Raw genomic sequence first — 18,351 nt, forward strand, 5'->3', positions numbered from 1 at the left:
AGCGGCATGATTCCTCGGGCGGACGGCGGCCGCGGAAAGCGCCGCGAGCGAGGGAGACGGGTCCGCGGCCCTCAGAAGGTCGCGGGGACCACCACGTACGCGAGGAGCAGGGTGATGATGCCGGTGGCGACGCCGTAGTACAGCACCGGTATCAGTTCTAGCCGGATGACGCGCCCCTCCTCGCCGATGAGGCCGACGACCGTGAGCGCGGCGACGACGTTGTGGATGGCGATGAGGTTCCCGATCGCGCCGCCGACCGCCTGCGCGGCGACGACGATCTGGGTCGGCGCACCGATCTGCTGGGCCGCCTCGAACTGGAAGAGGCCGAACAGGATGTCGCTGACCGTGTTCGAGCCGGCGATGAACGCGCCGAACGCGCCGATGAAGCCCGAGAAGAACGGGAACGCCGCTCCGGTGAGGGACGCCGTTTCGGCGGACAGCAGCTGCAGCATCCCCATGTCGACGGTTTCGACGCTGTTGACCACGATGTCGGCGCCGGTCTTTTGCATGATCATCACCGTCGCGACGGCGAACCACAGCGCGATGACCGCCGGGATGATGTTCGAGACGGCTTCTCCCCACGAGTCTTTGATCCCCTCCGCGTCCATGCCGTGGAGCCCGTACGTCACGACCGCGACCAGCACGAACAGCGACCCCGGGAGGTAGAGCATCTCGACTCCCTCGGAGAACGGCGTTCCGAGGATGTTGTTCCACGTGATGACGCCGGTCGACGACAGGAAGCTCTGTACGGGACCGACGACCCGCGTCACGATCAGCAGGGCGGCGACGAGGATGTAGGGAGCCCACGCCATGCCGAGCGACATGTCCTGGCCGTGCATCTCCTCGAAGCGGCTCGTGCCGCCGTCGGCCGCTATCTTCTGGTCGGAGTCGACGTTACCCATGCCCGCTCCTGGCTCGATCTTGCCGATCCAGTGGTCGGGCCACTGCTCTTGCGGCCCGAAGTCCCACTCCTCGTCCGGGAGGAAGTAGCCCGCGCGCAGCGTCGAACCGACGACGAGCAGGCCGACCATCGCGCCCAGCAGCCCCGGGAACGTCGGCCCGAGGAAGTACGCCGTCAGGAGGTACGGAACCACGAAGGAGGCCCACGCGAACAGCGTGAGCGGGAGCACTTCGATGGCGGGCTTGAGCGAGCGCTCCTCGCCGAAGAAGCGGGTCATCATCGCGACCCCGATGAACGGGATCGCGACGCCTACGACGGCGTGGATGACGGCCGCCCACAGCCCGATCTGGGCGACGTAGGCGCCGACGCTCTCGAAGCCGCCGTTCTGGACGACCTGGTACGCCGCCGTGCCGGCCTCCATCGGGTCCTGCCCGAAGACGACGTCCTCGAACCCGATGATGAGCGGCGTCCCGACCGCGCCGAAGGTGATCGCGAGGATGTTCCCGGTCAGGGCGACCACCACCGCGGCCAGCGGCGGGAAGCCGAGTCCGACCAGCAGCGGGCCGACGATGGCTGCCGGCGTCCCGAACCCGGCCGCGCCCTCGATGAACGACCCCATGAGGAACACGAGCAGGACGACCTGCACGCGCCTGTCGTCGCTGATCGAGGAGAAGCCCGCGTTGATGACCTCGAACGCGCCCGACTGCTTGAGCGTGTACAGGAGCAGTATCGCGCCGAAGACGATGACGAGGATCCGCGTCGCCGTCAGCGCCCCCCGGATGGAGGCCGCCACGATCAACGTCGGCGTCATCTCCCAGCCGACGTACGCGGCCCCGGCCGCGATGGCCCACGCGATGGGCATCGTGATCGTCGCCGGCTGGTAGAGCGCGACCATGATGATCGCGATCGCCGCGAGCGGCAACAGCGCCAGCAGAATGAGCAGCGGGTCAGCCACGGACACCACCTCCGACACGGACGCCGCAGTCGTCATCCCGACTCGCGATACCCCAAGGGCTCACCCGCCTGTGAACCCGTGCCTTGAGCCTGCCACGAAGTGGCATATCTGGGGCGTCTCAATCTCATCAATTAAATCTGCTGGAAACAATGATTATGGTCACCTCACGATCATCCGCGGAGACAGCGCAGTCGGAGGGTTCGGATCCGACCGTGACAGATCCCGAAGGTAGAGACGGCCGAAGACGGGCGGCGATCCCGCCTCAGTCGTCCGCAGGCGACGGCGTCGTCGCGTCGACATCGCCCGCGCCGGCGTCGGTCGGGTCGGCGCCGGCGTCGGGCGCGGGCCCTGTCGCCGCGGCCGCGACCTTCTCGATTGGGTGCGGCGGGTTCGTCGCGCCATCGCGGTCGCCCAGCTGCGACCGACAGGAGCCACCGGGCGCGGTCACCACGTCGCCGTCGCTGTCTTCGACCTGGTCGAAGAGGATCCGGCCGATCGCCTGCGAGAGGTCGTAGTGCTCGGACTCGTAGCCGAACGAACCCGCCATCCCGCAACACGAGGAGTCGAGCGGGTCCACGTCGTAGCCCGCGCGGCGCAGGACCCCGACCGCGTGGTGGTCCTTGTTCGTCGCCTTCTGGTTACAGTGGCCGTGGTAGGTGAGCGTCTCGGCGGGCGCGTCGAACGCCAGCCGCTCGTCGACGCGGCCGGCGTCGAGGTACTCCAGGACGCCGAACGCGGCCGCGGAGACGGCCTCGACGTCGGGCCCGTCGAGGAGGTCGAGGTACTCGTCCTGGAACATCACGGCGTCGGAGGGCTCGACGAAGACGACGGAGTGGCCGTCGCGGACGCGGGGCGCCAGCCGCTCGACGTTGGTCGCGGCGCGCTCGCGGGCGTCGTCGAGGAAGCCGGTGGAGAACGCCGCGCGGCCGGAGGGCGCGAGGTCGTCGGGCACCTCGACGCGGACGTTCGCGGCCTCCAGGACGCGCACCGCGGCCTTCCCGGCGGCCGGGTAGCTGTAGTTGGTGTACGTGTCGGGGAACAGCGCGACGGTGTCGACCGCCTCGTCTGGCGCGACCGCCGGGCCGCCCCGCGCGTCGAACCACGCCTCGAAGCTCGTCGACCGGAACGGCGGCAGCTCCCGGTCGGGCGCGATCCCCGCGACCGTGTCCATCACCCGCCGGGCGCCCGGGATCTTCGAGGCCGCGTTCGACACCGGCGCGAGCGCGCTGCCGAGCGCCGACAGCCGGTCGATGTCCCGGAAGAGCCGCTCGCGGAGCCCGGCGCCCTCCTCCTCGTGGTGCTCGTGTTTCACCTCGGCCTTCAGCTTCGCGAGGTCGACGCCGGTCGGGCAGTCGCTTTTACACCCCTTACAGCCGACGCAGAGCCCGAGCACCTCCTCTTGGAACCGGTCGGAGTGGATCTCGTCGTCGTCCAGCTCGCCGCTGATCGCGGCCCGCAGCATGTTCGCCCGGCCGCGGGTCGCCTGGATCTCCTCCTCGGAGGCGCGGTAGGTGGGGCACATCACGCCGGAGTCGGTCTCCCGGCAGGTGCCGCAGCCGTTACACAGCTCGACCAGGTGCGAGAAGCCGCCCTCCTCCGAGAAGTCCAGCTCTGTCTGCGGCTCGATCGACTGGTACTCCGGCCCGTACCGGAGGTTCTCGCGCATGTCAGTGTCGGCCGCGGTGTCGGGGTAGCCGCGCTCGGCGGCGGTGTCGCCGTCGACGTAGACGACCTTGCCGGGGTTCATCCGCCAGTCGGGGTCGAACGTCGATTTGAGCTCCTGGAACGCCGACCAGAGGTCTTCTCCGTACATCTTCGGGTTGAACTCGGTGCGCGCGAGCCCGTCGCCGTGCTCGCCGGAGAACGCGCCGTGGTGCTCCAAGACGAGGTCGGTGACGTCGTCGGCGATCGAGTGCATCTTCTCGACGCCCCCCTCCTCCTTCAGCGAGAGGATCGGGCGGATGTGGAGCGTGCCGGACCCGGCGTGCGCGAAGTAGGCGGCCGAGGTGTCGTGGTCGTCGAGGACCGCCTCGAACTGGCCGACGTACTCCGCGAGCTCCTCGGGCGGCACCGTCGCGTCCTCGATGAACGGGTACGGCTTCGCGTCCCCCTCCATGCTCATCAGGAGGGGGATGGCCGCCTTTCGCAGCTTCCAGAGGTCGTCCTGGGCGGCGGGCGTGTACGCCGCTAACACGTCGAAGGCGTCGCCGGCATCGACGAAGTGCGCCGTCGTGTCCGCGATCGCCGCCTCGAAGTCGTCGACGAGCTCGGAGTCCCACTCCAGCATGAGCGCCGCGGCCGCCCGCTCCGGGATCGGCTCGGCGTACTGCGCGAACTCCTGTGAGCCGGCCGCGAGCGCGAACACCTCGTCGTCCATCAGCTCGACCGCGCTCACGGGGAACTCAAGCGCCTCGGGCACCGCCCGCATCGCGTCGCCGAGCGAGTCGAAGGTGTACAGCGCCAGCGCCGTCTCCTCGGGGCGGGTGACGAGCGACACCTCGGCCTCGACGATCGTCCCGAGCGTGCCCTCCGCGCCGACGAACAGCTTCGTGAGGTTGATCACGCGCTCGCCGTCGTCGTTCTCGTAGATGGCCTTGTGGAGGTTGTAACCGGACACCGATCGCTTGAGGTTCGGGTACTTCTCGTCGATCGCGGCCTCGTTCTCCTCGACGAGCCGCCGGGCCGCCTCGTACAGCGCCGCCTCCCGGTCGTCGCCCTCGACTATCGCCTCGTACTCCGGCGAGTCGAGGACGACCTCCCGGGTCTCGATCAGCGACCCGTCCGCGAGCACGACTTTCAGCCGCTCCGTGTACGCGTCGGTGATCCCGTACCGCACGGAGTGGGCGCCCGTGGAGTTGTTGCCGATCCCGCCGACGACCGTGGCCCGCGCCGAGGAGGCGGGGTCGGGCGCGAACTTCAGCCCGTCCTCGGCCAGCCGGTCGTCGAGGTGGTCTTGGACGACGCCCGGCTGGACCACGGCGCGCCGGTCGTCGGGACGCACCTCGAGGATCTCGTCCATGTGCTTCGAGAAGTCGAGGACGACGCAGCCGGGGCCGACGGTCTGACCGGCCAACGACGACCCCGCGCCCCGCGGGATCACGGGGACGCCGTGGTCGGCCGCGACCCGCATCGCCGCTCGTACGTCGGCGACCGAGCGCGGGGTGACGACGCCCGCCGGCCGCGCCTGGTAGACGCTGCCGTCGGTGGCGTACAACACCTGGGCGTACTCGTCGAACTGGACCTCACCGGCGACGCGCTCGCGGAGGTCGGCCGCGAGCGATCGGTAGGCGGGGACGTCCGGCCGGTCGTGGCCGAGTGCGGCCGACTGGGTCCCCTGGACGGGCACGTCACTCCCTGCCGTGGGCTCGCTTGCCATACCGTATCACCGTGGCGAAGCGAGAATAAAACCTTTGTTCATGAAGGTTTTGCGAGCGGCCGTGCGCCTCGAGCCGGCAGTCGGGATTTATTACGCCGCCGGCACACGCCGGGACATGGAGATACTCCACACCTGTCTGAACGTCGCCGACGCGGACCGGACCGCCGACTGGTACGTCGAGGAGCTGGGGTTCGAGCGGTCGTGGGAGTTCGCGACCGCGGACGGCGACACGCGGAACGTGTACGTCGCCGACGACGCGGGCGTCGAGTTCCAGCTGTCGGACACCGACGGCGAGACGCCGAGCGCTGACGGGGACCGCTACGACCACGTCGCCGTCGGCGTCGAGGACGTGGACGCGGCGTTCGCCCAGATCGACCACCACGGGGCCGTGAAGGAGCCGGGCGACCAGCCCGAGGCCGGCGCGCGCACCGCGTTCGTGAAGGACCCGGACGGGCACGTGGTGGAGCTGATCGAGCCGCTCTGAGCGGTCGGACGCTGGAAAGAAAACGGGTGACCGAAGCCGGACGAGACGATCCGTGACCGCCTACAGGATGCCGGCGGCCTCGGCCGTCTCGACGATGTCTTGGGCCATCTTGTTGGTCGCCTCGTCGACCATCTGGCCGTCGACGCTGACCGCGCCTTTGCCCTCCTCCATCGCCTCGGCGTAGGCGTCGACGATGCGCTTGGCGCGCTCGGCGGTCTCCGGGTCCGGCGCGAACACCTCGTTGCCGATCTCGATCTGCGAGGGGTGGATCGCCCACTTGCCGTCGCAGCCGATCATATTGGCGTTCTCGGCGGACTCGCGGAACCCGTCTGCGTCCTCGATGTCGGCGTACGGACCGTCGAGACACGGCAGCCCCGCCGACTTCGCCGCGGAGTTACACTCCGAGAGCGCGTGGTGCCAGTAGTGGCCGGGGTACTCCGGGAACTGGCCGATGTCGAGGCCGGGGGTCCCCATCGCGGCGGAGTAGTCGCCGGGCCCGAAGATGATCGACGACAGCCGGTCGGACGCGTGCGCGATCTTGTGGACGTTGTGGATCCCCTCGCCGTCCTCGATCTGCGGCTCGATGCCGATCCGACCGACCTCCAGGTCGTTGTTCGCCTCGACCTGTTCGAGCAGGTTCTCGACGGTGTGAACGTCGCTCGCGGACTTCACTTTCGGAACGATCACGTCGTCGATGTGCTCGCCGGCCTCGCCGACGACGGTGATCAGGTCGTCGTACCACCACTTGGTGTCGATGCCGTTCATTCGGAAGCTCAACACCTTGTCACTCCAGTCCTCCTCGCGGGCCGCGGCGATCAGCGGCTCGCGGGCGTCGGGCTTCGCGTTCGGGGCGACGGAGTCTTCGAGGTCCAAGAACACCTCGTCGGCGTCGCTGTCGGCCGCCGAGCGCATCATCTTCTCGTCGCTCGCCGGCGTCGCGAGCTGCGTGCGGCGAAGTGTCACGTCGGTCATGTAGCGAGTCTATCACGCTTTTCTATGAAAATAAAGATACCTCACGCGGGGGTATTTTCACTAACTTGAATACGAGTAAATAGCAGGGCTGCGTCGTCGCGGCGGTGGGTCGTGCCGACCGCGACCAACCCGCCCGAGCCGGACGGTTAGCGGTCGGCGCGTCGGACCGCGGCGACGACGAGGAGCGCCACCGCGATCGCGACGCCGACCGCGCCGAGCGTCCGGAGCGATATCAGCCCCGGCTCGCCGATCGAGACATCGCCGCCGGTCGGTCGATCGTTCGAGACGACCTCACCGTCCTCGTCGACGAAGACCTCCCCGCCGTCGTCTTGAATCGCCGCGGTCCCTGCGAAGCCGACGCCGACCGCGAGTATCGACGCCACGAACACGGCGATCGCTGCCGTCTGGACCGCCCGTCGCCTCATCGGTCGATCACCGTCGTGCGCTGGTTGCCGGGTCGTGTGGTAGTCGGTCGCGTGGACATGTGAACCGCTCCGTGCCGGAGGTGTCGGAGTGCGTACCCCGACCGACTTCGTATTTCACCGGCTGAACGAGTTCGGGATCCCCCTGAACGGTCCCGAATGAGAGTTCAGGACATGCCAGAACCTCGGGCCATGACGGCGGCTCAACGGTCGAGCGTCAGGGAGAGTCAGCGCCGACCCCGCTAGCCGGTCGTCGGTCCCGGTCCGGTCCGCGCGAACCAGTAGCCGTACCCGAACGGGACGAGCCCGGTCACGAAGCCGAGGATCGCGGCGAGCGGCCCGAAGACGAGGCCGGTCGGACCGATGGCGGCCGTGATCGCGGCCGTCGCGAGCAGCCCGACCCCGACCGTCACGCCAGCGAGCGAGCGCCACCGACTCTGGGCGACGCACACGCCGGCGACGACGCCCGACGCGACGACCGCAGCGGTCGCGGGGCCGGTCACGAAGCGGGAAAGCGATCCGGTCTCGAAGAGGGCGGTGGCGACGAGCGCGACCGGAAGCGCGAGCGCGGCGACCGCGACGGCCCGGCGAACGGTGAGGAGTCGGTCGCGGGTCGGCTCCCGATACCGGTACGCGAGCAGTCCGAGTCCGACTGCGGCGTACCCCCGGCCGACCGGCGTGAGCGCGAACCCCGCGATGGCGCCCGCGAACTGGGCGAAGACGGCGGCCTCGCTTTCGGGCGCGACGGCGTAGTACGCCCCGTCAAGGCGGTACAGCCCCGACCGGACGCCCGATTCGTTCGCGGTCCCCTCGTCGATCGCCGTCCGAACGCCCGACGGTGCCGCGGACGCCGGACGGGCGACGGCCGCGAACACCGACTCGGGGTCGGTCGGTCGCATCTCGATCGTCGCGTTCGTCGTCTCGCCGCGCGTCGAGAACGTCCACTCGTAGTAGCGCTCGTCGTACCGCACGTACGGCGTCTCGACGTCGTCGAGCGCGATGTGGAGTTCCGGTGAGAGCGTGCCGTCGAAGGATCCGGTCGCGGCGGCGGTGCGAATCGGTTCTCGGTACTGGTCGGGCGTGTCCGAGAGTCGCTCGTCGAGGTCGGTGACGTTGGACGCCGCGCGTGCGACCAAGCCCGAGTCCTCGCCGGGTTCGACGGCCGTCGCCTCGTAGGTGAGTTCCGCGTCGCCGGCCGTCGCGTGGAAGGCGAAGCTGAGCGCGACGCCGACGAGAATCAGGGACGCGATCGCGACAGTTCGGAGGGGAGGGAGGGCGGAAGACACGGACGGACGTTCGCGAATTCCGATTGAAAATATTTCGTTCGGGGGCGCCGCGGCCGCGGCTCCGCGGTGGACGCGCGATAGAAAATCGGGGTTCGAGACGGGGTCGTGCCCGACCGCGTCAGTCGTCGGCCGGGGCGCGGGGCTCCGCCGGGGGCTCGGACTCCTCCGCGTCGCCCGCCGGCTCGTCGACCGCGTCGGCGTCGGGGATCTCGTCGACTGGTTCGTCCGTCTCGTCTGCCCGGTGGCGCGCCTGAACCTCCTCCCAGGTCATCGCCTCGTCGTAATGGTGGCACATGACAACTACCCACATGGACTGGACGCTTCTAAAAGTTACGCCGTATCGACCGAAATCGCGGTGTACGACGCCTCCTACGCGTCGTCGTGCGGTTTGACCAGCACCTTGATCGCCTCGCGTTCGTCCATCATGCGGTACCCCTCGTCGACCGCGTCGAGACCGATGGTCTCGGAGAAGATCGGCGCGGGATCGAGGGTGCCCTGAAGCACGTCGGCCATCAGTTCCTCGGCGTACGCGCGGACGGGCGCGACGCCCCCGGCGAGCGTGACGTTGTCGCCGAACATGCCGAACACGTCGAGCCCCTCGTCCTCGACGCCGTAGGGGACGCCGACGTACCCGATCGTCCCCCCCGGGCGGACGACGTCGACCGCGGTGTTCATCGCGCTCGCGGCGCCGACGCACTCCATCACGTGGTTCGGCCCGCCGTAGGTGAGCGCTTGAATGCGCTCGACCGCTTCCTCACCGCGTTCGGAGACGGTCTCGGTGGCGCCGAACTCCTCGGCGAGTTCGAGGCGGTCCTCGTGATGGCCCACCGCGATGATCCGCTCGGCGCCGAGCCGCCGGGCCGCGAGGACGCCGCAGAGCCCGACCGCCCCGTCGCCGATGACGGCCACGGTCGAGCCCGCCTCGACGCCCGCGCTGACGGCCGCGTGGTGGCCGGTCCCCATCACGTCGGTCAGGGGTAAAAGCGAGCGGAGGGTGTCCTCGTCGTCGGCGTGGCGGTCCGGCACGCGGACGAGGGTGCCGTCGGCGTGGGTCGACCGGACGTACTCGCCCTGGCCGCCGCCGTTGTCGCCGCCCCACGAGTCGCCGTTCTCACAGGAGGTGTGGAGCCCCTTCCGGCAGAACTCGCACTCGCCACAGGAGATGGCGAAGGGGGCGAGGACGCGGTCGCCGGGGTCGACCGAGGTCACGTCGTCGCCGACCTCCTCGACGATCCCCATCGGCTCGTGGCCGACCGGCGATCCCGGGTCGCGGTCGCTGTCGCCGCGGTAGAACCAGAGATCCGAGCCGCAGATAGCGGTGTGGGTGACGCGGACGATCGCGTCCGTCGGGGCCTCGATCTCGGGCCGGGGTCGCTCTTCGACGCCGATCTCGCCGGGTCCGTTGAAGACGGCTGCGCGCATGCGATCGGCTACTGGCGGCCGGAACAAAAGGCCGCGGGTCCCGGCGGCGGGTTACGGCTCCAGCACGACGCGGAACCGCGCCTCGTTGGCGGCCATGCGCTCGTAGGCAGCCTCGACGTCGGCGAGGTCGAACGTCTCTATCTCGGGCGTGATGTCGCGCAGGGCGCTGAACTCCAGGGTGTCCTGCGAGTCGCGGGCGTGGCCCGACCCCCACCCCTCGACGGCGCCGCGGGTGCCGACCAGCTGCTGAGCGTCGACCGACACCGGCTCGCCCGGAATGCCCGCGACGATCACCGAGCCGTCGGTCCCGAGTCCGCCGACGACCGACTCGATCGCGTCGCTCGCGGGGGCGGTCGTGAGGACGACGCTCGCGCCGCCGAGTTCTCGGAGCCGCTCGGCCGGGTCCGCCTCCGCGGCGTTGACGAAGTGGTCGGCGCCGAGGTCGCGCGCGAGCGACTCCTTGTCCGGGCTCCTCGAGATCGCGACCGTCTCGTAGCCGGCCGCGTGGGCGTACTGGACGCCGAGGTGACCGAGGCCGCCGACGCCGACCACGGCGACGAGGTCGCCGGCGCGCGCGTCGGAGTTTCGCAGCGCGTTGTAGGTGGTGATCCCCGCACACAGCAGCGGCGCGGCGTCGACCGCGTCGAGGTTGTCCGGGATCGCCGCCAGCGCCTCGGCGGGGACCGTCGCGAACTCGGCGTACCCGCCGTCGAACGTGAGCCCGGTGATCTCGGCGTTCTCGCACTGGAGGAACTGCCCGCGGCGACACGGCTCACAGGTGAAACAGTGGCCGCCGTGCCAGCCGGCGCCGACGCGCTCGCCCGATTCCCACGCCTCGACGTCCTCGCCGACCGCGTCGACGGTGCCGGCGATCTCGTGGCCGGGGACGCGGGGGTAGTTCACGCCCGGGTAGCCGCCCTCGACGACGAACTCGTCGCTGCGGCAGATCCCGCAGGCCTCGACCGCGACCCGGACCTCCTCGGGACCGGGCTCGGGCACGTCGCGCTCCACGATCTCGAAGTCGGCTCCCGGCTCCGGAACGACCGCGGCTCGCATGGTGTCGGACATACATGAGTTCTCGGAGCGAACCGTGTAAGAAACGCACGGTTCCGGGGATCCGCACGGCGCCTCGCTGCCGCGGGCGGCCTCGTCAGACGGCGCCGCTGGCCATCGCGAACAGCGCGACGGAGATGATCGCGAACAGGCCGCCGACGCCGGCCTTGATCGTGTCCGTGTTCAGCGCCGTCGAGACGTACGGCGCGATCTGGCCGCCGAGCGTCGTCGCCGGGACGGTCCAGACGACCATGTTCCACGGCGTCGTCGCCAGGTCGATGGAGTGGCCGCCGACCAGTCCGCCGCCGAACACGTGGACGACGGAGGCCAGGACGGCGGTCGTGGCGACGACGATGTGGTTCGTGCCGATCGCCACGCGGACCGGGACCTGCGTGCGGAGCATCGAGATGATCCCGAGTTCGCCGATCCCGAACCCGGCGAGTCCCTGGAACACCCCGCCGATGCTGTAGTTCGCGAACCGTTCGAGGTAGCCGCCGCGCGAGTAGACGTAGTCGTCGCCGTCGCGGTCGACCCGGGTGACCGTGCCGGAGTCGTCCGTCTCGACGCCGGCGGGCCCGAGCTTGTTCGCGTCGTCAGGGAGGTCGCCGGACGAACCGCCGTCCGTCGCGGCCTCCTCGCCGTCCCCGTCCGACGTCGGGTCGTCGTGCCCCAAGTTAGCGTTAAACAGCAGGTACGATGCCGCGAGCAGCGCGATCCCCAACAGCGCGTGGAACAGCGGTTCGGGGATGACAAAGGAGAGGAGGGCTCCGCCGACGACGAAGGGGACGCCGCCCAACACGAGCGACAGGGAGAGGCGGCGGTCGACGAGCCCGTACTGAATGAACGCGAGCGACGAGCTCGACAGCCCGAACGACTCGCTGATGAGCCCGATCTTCACCAGCGTCGTCGGTTCCAGCGGGTACGCGACGAGCGGGAAGACGAAGATGAGGAACGGGACGAAAAGCGCCGAGCCGCTGATCCCGACGGTGTTGACGATGACGGCGCCGGTCACGAAGGCGATGAACAGCCACCAGTATTCGGTCCAGTATTCCACGCCGGCGTCGGTCGGCGTCGGCGCGAAGCCGTACACCCCGGCGACGAAGGCGATCGGAGCGAGGAAGACCAGAACGTGCTGGTACCGGAGGAAGATCCGCTGTGCGCCGTCGGACAGTGAATTGCTCATTGAGTCGTGGACTGCCGGTTACGGAGAGCCGCATAAATTAGTTGTCATCGCTGATAACTCGCATGGATTATCATCGACAATTCGGCCACGATGACGGCCGGTGTCCGGGTTCGTTCATGGACGCTGAAACATTACTCCGATGATAGAAAAGAACGCTTAAATCGGCTCATCGGTCACCCGCCGATCGAACGATGACGCGGAGACGGGACGGGAGCGCCACGACGTGCCGAGCGACGCGAGGGCGAGGTCGATGAGCGAGGGAGCGACCCTCCGGATCGTCGACGAGCCGGACGGCGACCCGGGCGAGGCGGTCCCCGCGCCGGTGCCGCCGGACGACCCGGAGGCGTGGTACGCGCCGGACGTGCGCGCCCAGTACGAGGTCTCGCCCGGCGTGGTCGCGACGATCCGCGAGCGCGACGGCGGCCGGTTCGGCTACGACGTGCGCGAACCGCCGCTGTCGCCCGCCGACGAGCGGGGCCTCGACCGCGTCCGCGACCACTTCTCGGCGGTTCGGCACCGCCGCCCGCTGACGCGAGTCGGGGTCGTCGAGCGCGCGGAACGCGGGTTCGGACCGAAGTACGCGGAGGCGCTCTCCCGACTGGTCGACGCGAGCGCGGCGGCGCGGCGGCGGATCGACTACCACGCGCTGCGGGAGTTCCGCCTGCTCGGCGACCTCACTCCGATCGCCTTGGACGACCGGATCGACGTCGCCGACGTGGGCGACGACCGCGAACTGGTCGTCCACACGGAGACGTTCGCGCCGCTGGAGACCGGAATCGACGCGGACGCCGACTACGTCGAGCGCGTGGCCGCCGAGCGGCTCGCGCAGTACGACGTGGCGTTCGCCGGGCTCTCCGTCGACGTGGTGATCTACCGCGAGCGACTGCTCGGCTCCGACGCGTTCGAGACGAAGTACGCCGTGTTAGAGCCGGACCTGCTCCCCGGCGACGAGGCGCTCATCGAGGAGTGTAAATCGCGGATCTGGGAGACGACGGTGAGCGACGTGGTCGGCGACCGCGAGTCGTTCGTCGCCGCCCGCGCCCGGCGGTTCCTCTCCCGGCGGCTCACCGCGCGGAACACCCGGGCGTGGCTCGACGCCGCGGCCCACCGGGCGAAGACCGCGCTCGCCGAGCGGGGACTCGTCGCGCCGCCGGTCGACTCGCGGTACGCCAGCGACCGGCTCGACGACCTCGCGTACTACGTGTTGCGCGACTTCGTCGGCGAGGGCATCCTCACGGTCCCGATCCGGGACCCGCACCTCGAGGACGTGGAGGCGAACCGCGTCGGCGAGCGCGTGAAGGTCGTCCCCCGTGCGTCGGTGCTTTCCGGGGCGGACGGCGGAGGCGGAGCGGGCGGGCGCGACGACGAGGCCGGCCGCAGCGGCGAGACCGGACGCGACGGCGACGCCCCCGTAGCCGGCGCCCGCGTTCCGACGAACCTCGCGTTCGAGGACGAGACGACGTTCGTCGACGTGGTCACGGGGATCGCCGCCCGCGACGGGACGGAACTCAACGCCTCGACGCCCGCCGCGAAGGTGAACCTCGAACTCGACGGCGTGCCGCAGACGATCCGGTGTGCGGTGGCGCTACCGGTGATCTCCGAGGGCGGCCCGCACGTCTCGATCCGGAAGCAGCGCGCGAACGCGTTGACACCGGTCGACCTGATCGAGCGCGGGACGCTGTCGGTCGAACTGGTCACGCTCCTGTGGCTGCTGTACGAACACCGCGGCGTCGTCCTCTTCGCCGGGCCGACCGGCGTGGGCAAGACGACGCTGCTCAACGCCCACGCCCCCTTCATCCCGTTCGACGCCCGCCCGGTCTCGGTCGACGAGGGGTCTCGCGAGGTGCGGCTCCCCCACGAGACGGGCGTCTCGCTCACCACCCGCGACCACGAAGACGCCTACAAGTCGGTGGGCATGGCGGAGCTGATGACCGAAGCGAACTACCTGAACCCCGACGTGGAGGTGATAGCCGAGATCAACACCCCCGAGAGCTTCGAGACGTTCGCCGAGAGCCTCAACACCGGCCACGGGGTGATCGGCACAACCCACGCCGAAGACGTCGAGGCGCTGTCGAACCGCCTGCGCGAACGGGGCCTGCCGGCGCGGCTGCTGCGGGAGGTGGACCTCGTCGTCTTCCCCCGGCAGGTCGACGGCGAGCGCTACGTCTCCCGGGCGATCGAACCGCTCTCCGAGGCCGCCTACGACGGCCTCGACCCGGCGGCGAAGCGGAGCCCGACCGGCGACCCGAAACGCGGCGGGGCGGGGCTCGTCGAGGCCGACGAGGAGTCGGTCCGCTACAACACGGTCGCCTGGCGCGACGGCGACGGAACGTTCCGGTTCCCCGGCGTTCCGGGCGGCGATGCCGGCGACGATACGGACGGCAGCACCACTGACGGAGGGGGAACGGTGGCGGCCGGCGGGTCCGGCAACGGGGCGCGCTTCCGCGTCTTCGACCGGATCGCGAGTCGGACCGATCGGGACCCCGAAGCGGTCGCGGCCGAGTTCGCCTCGAAGCGACGGTACGTGGAGTACCTCGTGCGCGACGGGGTCGACGACCCCGACGCCCTCTTCGAGTTCCTCGCCGACCTGCGCACGGACGAGGCGGCGACCGTCGAGCGCGCCGCCCGGACGATGGACCGTGACGCCGGCGGTGCCGCCGAGACCGACGGCGGAGAGGGCCGCGACGAACGCGGCGAACGCGCGGGACGGGGGCGGTCGTGAGCCGGCGCCGAGCGACGGCGGCGAGCGAAACGGACGCGACCGCGGCCGATTCCGGTGAGGTCGACGCGACCGGAGCTACCGCGACCGCGGCCGACGCGACCGGAGCTACCGCGACCGATCGACCGTCCGTCGAGCGCCGGTTCGCGGTCGTCGACCGCGTCTGCTACGCGCTGTTCGCGCGGCACGCGAGCGACCGCCGCCACGACGCCGACCGGAAGCGGTATCGCGGGAGCGCGCTCGACACCGGCTTCGAGACGTACCTCTCGCGGGCGTACGGGCTCTCGTGGATCGTCGCGGCCGTCGCCTTCCTCCCGGCGTTAGTCCTCGCGACCGGCGCCGCTCCCGCGGTCGCGGCCGCGGTGGAGGCGCGGTTCGGCGCGGCGCTGCTCTCCGCGGGGTCGACGACGGTCCCTGCGCCGACGCCGGAGTCGGTCGGCCCGCTGCGCACGGACCGGGCCGCGCTAGTCGTCGCCGTCGCGGTCGCGCTCCTCGCGAAGCGGGCGACCGTGGCGGCCGCGGGGCTCCACCTCCGGTGGGTGGTCGCGACGCGCCGGACCGACATCGAGCGCACCCTCCCCGGCGCGGTGCGGTACCTCGAACTGCTTGCCGCTGGGAGCGACGACCCGCGGTCTATGCTCCGGAAGGCGGCCGACGGCGACGCGTACGGCGCCACCGCGACCTCGCTGCGAAAGGCGCTCAACGCCGCCCGGCTCGCCGGCAGCCTCGACGAGGGGCTTCGGCGGGTCGCGCGGGACACGCCCTCGCGGGAACTGCTCGCGCCGTTCCTCCTGAAGTTCCGCAAGCACGCCGCGACCGGCGACGAGGCGCTCTCCGAGTTCCTCGCGACCGAGCGCCGGATGCTCGCTCACCGGCAGGACCGGGCCCGGAAGCGGGCGCGCCGGTTCCTCGAACTGCTCACGGAGCTGTTCGTCGCCGTGCTGGTGTTGCCGGCGCTCGTCGTCATCGGCGCGACCGCGCTGTCGGTCGTGATCCCCGAGCTTCTCCCGCCGGTGGCGACGCCGGTCGGCGTGGTCCCGACGCGGGCGGTCGTCCTCTACGGCGCCGTCGCGTTCCTCGTCGCGTTCGGACTCGCGGCCGCGGTCGCGGTCGGGACGCTCCGCCCGCCGAGCCAGCGGGCGAGCTACGACGTCCCCGCGAGTCCGCGGGCGATCCTCGCGACCGCCGGGCGAAACCCGGCCGGCACGGCGGTCGTCTGTGCGCCGCCGGCCGCCGCGCTGGCGGGCTGGCTCGCGCTCGCCGGGTACACGCTCGTCAACGTCGTCCTCCTCGGGTACGCCGCGTTCGCGGTGCCGGTGGGGCTGGTCGCGGCGCGGCGCAGGCGGATCGACGACGCGAAGGACCGCGAGCTCGCCGACTTCGTTCACGCCGTCTCGGGTCACGTCGCGCAGGGGCGACCGCTCCCCGACGCGGTGGACGCGGTCGCTCGCGAGGTCGAACTCGGCGTTCTCGACGACGACGTGGCCGACCTCGCGTTCGCGCTGCGGTCGACGACGGCGACCGGGGGGACGGACTCGGGAGCCGACGAGAGCGAGGGGCCAGTCCACGTCCGCGCAGCCGCCATCGAGCGGTTCGTCGACCGCGTGGGGACCCCGCTCGCGGCCGGCACGCTCGGGCTCGTCACGGGCGCGTTGAACGCCGGCAGCGACGCCGACGCCGTCTTCGAGACGCTCCGCATCGAGGTCGGGCGGCTCTACAGCGAGCAGCGCGCGCTCCGCTCGTCGATGCAGCCGTACATCGCGGTCGGCTGGGCCGCGGCGGTCCTCGTCGCCGCGGTGGTCGCGGTCGTGAACACGCAGGTGGTCGACGCCGCGCGGCTCGCCGAGATCGCCGCCGCGAGCGAGGCGGTCACGGAGCCGGAGGCGGTCCACCCCGAACTGGAGCGGTTCCGGCTGTACGTCGTGACGCAGGCGACGATGCTCGCGTCCGGGTGGTTCGCCGGCACGGCGGCCCGCGGGCGGTACGCCGCGCTCCTCCACTCGGGGACGCTGGTGGCGTGCTGTTACGTCGTGTTCACCGTCGGGGGCCTGGTGTGAGGAGGGCCGGAACGCCCGGTCGGCCCGGTTCCGGAGGGCCGCGCCGTCGACCCGACACGAGGCTTTTGTACCGTGCCCGCGTATCCACGCGCGTATGGACGAGAAAACCGCCGAGCTCCGCGATCTGTTCGTCGACGCCACCGGGTCCGAGTCGGTCACCGAGCGGCAGGACGCGGCGCGGGGGACCCTCTCGGACCCCGACGACGACGCCGTGGACGCGCGGTGTCGCGAGGTCGTCGCCGCGATGCGCGAGCGGTACGGCTTCTCGACGGACCTCGACGACGACGCGTACGTCCTCGTCGCCCGCGGCCGGTTCGAGGAGGCGGACGATGAGACGATCGCCGCGGCGCTCCGCGACGCGCTGGAGGCGCGAGACGACCCCGCCGTCGAGCCCGACACGGTCGACGGCGAGACCGTTCGCAGGGCGCGGCTCGACCTCCACCTCGTGCGAGAGTCCGACCGCGAAGTCGACGACGACGCGTTCGCCTACGCGGAGCTGAAGCGACTCACCGGCGCGGGGAACTCGATCGTCGAGTGCGCGGAGGCGCTCGACGCGAGCCCCGACCAGATCGCCCGCTACGCCGCGGTCGCGCGCGTCGACCTCACCTCCACGCAGGCGAACGACCGCTTCCGCGACGCGTTCCGCGACCTCCTCACCGACGCCGACATCGAGGGGTCGCTCGCGAGCGACGCCCGCGAGGACGGGCTCCGCGACGCGACCGAGGACATCGAGACCGACGTGTCTCTCTGAGACGCCCGAACGCCGCCGGACGCTTATCACCGGAGCCCCCACCCGACGCTTATCACCGAAACCGCGGCCAGGAGGTCACGTGACACTCGTCCCGTTCAGCGACGTCGCCCGCGCCGCGTACTGTCCCCGACAGCTCTACTACCGCCGACGCGACGAGGAGCGGAGCGTGCCGCCGAAGGCCCGCGAGCGGATCGGGCTGGCGTTCCGCTACGACGAACTGGCCGACGCGCCGGACCGGGCGCTGCGACAGCTACCGCTCCACCGGTCGCCGGCCGCGTACCGTCGGAACCTCACGCGGCTTCGCGAGCGCGACGACTACGACGCCCTCGTCGACCCCGTCAGCGAACGCGGGTTCCTCTCGGGGAAGGACTGTCACGGCACCGTTCACAAGGTGCTGGAACCGAGCGACGCGGACGCGTCGGCGCCAATTCCGACGCTCGTCTCGTCGGGGGAGCCACCGGAGAACGGCGTGTGGGAGCCGCAGGCGGTCCGGGCGGTCGCGCTCGCCAAGGCGCTGGCGTGGGAGCGCGAGCGGGAGGTGCGGCGGGCGCTCGTCGAGTATCCCGCGGTCGGCGCGGTCCGCGAGGTCCGGCTCACGACGCGGAAGAAGGCGGCCTACCGGCGGGCGCTCCGGGCGGCGCAGTCGATCGACGGCCCGCCGCCGCGGGTCGACGACGGCCGCTGTGAGAGCTGCGACTACCAGACGGGCTGTGGCACCGAGCGCCGAAGCCTCCGGTCGCTTTTGGGGTGAATCGCGCCGCTCGGTTCCC

Annotated in this window: 14 protein-coding genes; 5 read left to right on the forward strand and 9 right to left on the reverse strand. The window is 70.9% G+C overall.

Translation table 11 applies throughout. The annotated features are described in order from the left end of the window. Positions 1 to 71: 71 nt before the first annotated feature. Both ABDZ89_RS11825 and ABDZ89_RS11830 read right to left on the reverse strand, forming a co-directional pair. Positions 72 to 1,892 (reverse strand): L-lactate permease, encoded by a 1,821-nt coding sequence (locus ABDZ89_RS11825; RefSeq protein ID WP_371152705.1) that lies wholly within the window; start codon positions 1,890 to 1,892, stop codon positions 72 to 74. A gap of 226 nt (positions 1,893 to 2,118) precedes the next feature. Further along, entirely contained in the window at positions 2,119 to 5,232 is a 3,114-nt protein-coding gene (locus tag ABDZ89_RS11830; protein WP_343779294.1) for an FAD-binding and (Fe-S)-binding domain-containing protein, read from the reverse strand. A 115-nt stretch (positions 5,233 to 5,347) separates the two neighbouring features. Here ABDZ89_RS11830 and ABDZ89_RS11835 point away from each other — a divergent pair, with 115 nt between their 5' ends. Beyond that, positions 5,348 to 5,716: a VOC family protein gene (locus tag ABDZ89_RS11835; protein ID WP_343779297.1), complete on the forward strand. Its 369-nt coding sequence runs from the start codon at positions 5,348 to 5,350 to the stop codon at positions 5,714 to 5,716. A gap of 60 nt (positions 5,717 to 5,776) precedes the next feature. On the opposite strand, the gene ABDZ89_RS11840 is transcribed toward ABDZ89_RS11835, so the two are convergent. From ABDZ89_RS11840 to ABDZ89_RS11870, 7 genes are all read right to left on the reverse strand, one after another. After that, entirely contained in the window at positions 5,777 to 6,688 is a 912-nt protein-coding gene (locus ABDZ89_RS11840; RefSeq protein WP_343779299.1) for an HpcH/HpaI aldolase/citrate lyase family protein, read from the reverse strand. Positions 6,689 to 6,834: 146 nt separating this feature from the next. Next, on the reverse strand, positions 6,835 to 7,113 hold the full coding sequence (locus ABDZ89_RS11845; protein ID WP_343779301.1) for a hypothetical protein: 279 nt from the start codon (positions 7,111 to 7,113) through the stop codon (positions 6,835 to 6,837). 239 nt (positions 7,114 to 7,352) lie between these two features. After that, positions 7,353 to 8,396, reverse strand: coding sequence for a DUF8127 domain-containing protein (locus ABDZ89_RS11850; RefSeq protein WP_343779302.1), 1,044 nt, complete (start codon positions 8,394 to 8,396; stop codon positions 7,353 to 7,355). Positions 8,397 to 8,514: 118 nt separating this feature from the next. After that, positions 8,515 to 8,706 carry a hypothetical protein gene (locus tag ABDZ89_RS11855; protein ID WP_343779303.1) on the reverse strand — a complete coding sequence of 64 codons (192 nt, stop codon included), beginning with the start codon at positions 8,704 to 8,706 and terminating at the stop codon, positions 8,515 to 8,517. Between the two features lie 59 nt (positions 8,707 to 8,765). Further along, complete coding sequence (locus ABDZ89_RS11860) at positions 8,766 to 9,818, reverse strand: zinc-dependent alcohol dehydrogenase family protein (RefSeq protein WP_343779305.1); 1,053 nt, start codon at positions 9,816 to 9,818, stop codon at positions 8,766 to 8,768. Positions 9,819 to 9,869: 51 nt separating this feature from the next. Next, positions 9,870 to 10,874: an alcohol dehydrogenase gene (locus tag ABDZ89_RS11865; RefSeq protein WP_343779848.1), complete on the reverse strand. Its 1,005-nt coding sequence runs from the start codon at positions 10,872 to 10,874 to the stop codon at positions 9,870 to 9,872. 94 nt (positions 10,875 to 10,968) lie between these two features. Beyond that, positions 10,969 to 12,054 (reverse strand): TSUP family transporter, encoded by a 1,086-nt coding sequence (locus ABDZ89_RS11870; RefSeq protein ID WP_343779307.1) that lies wholly within the window; start codon positions 12,052 to 12,054, stop codon positions 10,969 to 10,971. Between the two features lie 250 nt (positions 12,055 to 12,304). Here ABDZ89_RS11870 and ABDZ89_RS11875 point away from each other — a divergent pair, with 250 nt between their 5' ends. From ABDZ89_RS11875 to ABDZ89_RS11890, 4 genes are all read left to right on the forward strand, one after another. Beyond that, a complete protein-coding gene (locus tag ABDZ89_RS11875; RefSeq protein ID WP_343779309.1) occupies positions 12,305 to 14,776 on the forward strand; it encodes a type II/IV secretion system ATPase subunit in 2,472 nt (823 codons plus the stop codon). Next, positions 14,773 to 16,830, forward strand: coding sequence for a type II secretion system F family protein (locus ABDZ89_RS11880; RefSeq protein WP_343779310.1), 2,058 nt, complete (start codon positions 14,773 to 14,775; stop codon positions 16,828 to 16,830). Before ABDZ89_RS11875 ends, ABDZ89_RS11880 begins: the two co-directional genes overlap by 4 nt. Positions 16,831 to 16,924: 94 nt before the next feature. Continuing rightward, positions 16,925 to 17,581 carry a hypothetical protein gene (locus tag ABDZ89_RS11885; RefSeq protein WP_343779313.1) on the forward strand — a complete coding sequence of 219 codons (657 nt, stop codon included), beginning with the start codon at positions 16,925 to 16,927 and terminating at the stop codon, positions 17,579 to 17,581. A gap of 79 nt (positions 17,582 to 17,660) precedes the next feature. Beyond that, positions 17,661 to 18,332 carry a CRISPR-associated protein Cas4 gene (locus ABDZ89_RS11890; protein WP_343779315.1) on the forward strand — a complete coding sequence of 224 codons (672 nt, stop codon included), beginning with the start codon at positions 17,661 to 17,663 and terminating at the stop codon, positions 18,330 to 18,332. Positions 18,333 to 18,351: the final 19 nt, after the last annotated feature.

This window comes from Halorubrum ejinorense (assembly GCF_039522565.1).
GTDB lineage: Archaea > Halobacteriota > Halobacteria > Halobacteriales > Haloferacaceae > Halorubrum > Halorubrum ejinorense.

What these genes read in the sequence shown, in the direction of transcription:
- ABDZ89_RS11825 (WP_371152705.1), bottom strand. Translation starts at nt 1,892, where the DNA reads ATGACGACTGCGGCGTCCGTGTCGGAGGTGGTGTCCGTGGCTGACCCG.
- ABDZ89_RS11830 (WP_343779294.1), bottom strand. Translation starts at nt 5,232, where the DNA reads ATGGCAAGCGAGCCCACGGCAGGGAGTGACGTGCCCGTCCAGGGGACC.
- ABDZ89_RS11835 (WP_343779297.1), top strand. Translation starts at nt 5,348, where the DNA reads ATGGAGATACTCCACACCTGTCTGAACGTCGCCGACGCGGACCGGACC.
- ABDZ89_RS11840 (WP_343779299.1), bottom strand. Translation starts at nt 6,688, where the DNA reads ATGACCGACGTGACACTTCGCCGCACGCAGCTCGCGACGCCGGCGAGC.
- ABDZ89_RS11845 (WP_343779301.1), bottom strand. Translation starts at nt 7,113, where the DNA reads ATGAGGCGACGGGCGGTCCAGACGGCAGCGATCGCCGTGTTCGTGGCG.
- ABDZ89_RS11855 (WP_343779303.1), bottom strand. Translation starts at nt 8,706, where the DNA reads ATGTGGGTAGTTGTCATGTGCCACCATTACGACGAGGCGATGACCTGG.
- ABDZ89_RS11860 (WP_343779305.1), bottom strand. Translation starts at nt 9,818, where the DNA reads ATGCGCGCAGCCGTCTTCAACGGACCCGGCGAGATCGGCGTCGAAGAG.
- ABDZ89_RS11865 (WP_343779848.1), bottom strand. Translation starts at nt 10,874, where the DNA reads ATGCGAGCCGCGGTCGTTCCGGAGCCGGGAGCCGACTTCGAGATCGTG.
- ABDZ89_RS11870 (WP_343779307.1), bottom strand. Translation starts at nt 12,054, where the DNA reads ATGAGCAATTCACTGTCCGACGGCGCACAGCGGATCTTCCTCCGGTAC.
- ABDZ89_RS11875 (WP_343779309.1), top strand. Translation starts at nt 12,305, where the DNA reads ATGAGCGAGGGAGCGACCCTCCGGATCGTCGACGAGCCGGACGGCGAC.
- ABDZ89_RS11885 (WP_343779313.1), top strand. Translation starts at nt 16,925, where the DNA reads ATGGACGAGAAAACCGCCGAGCTCCGCGATCTGTTCGTCGACGCCACC.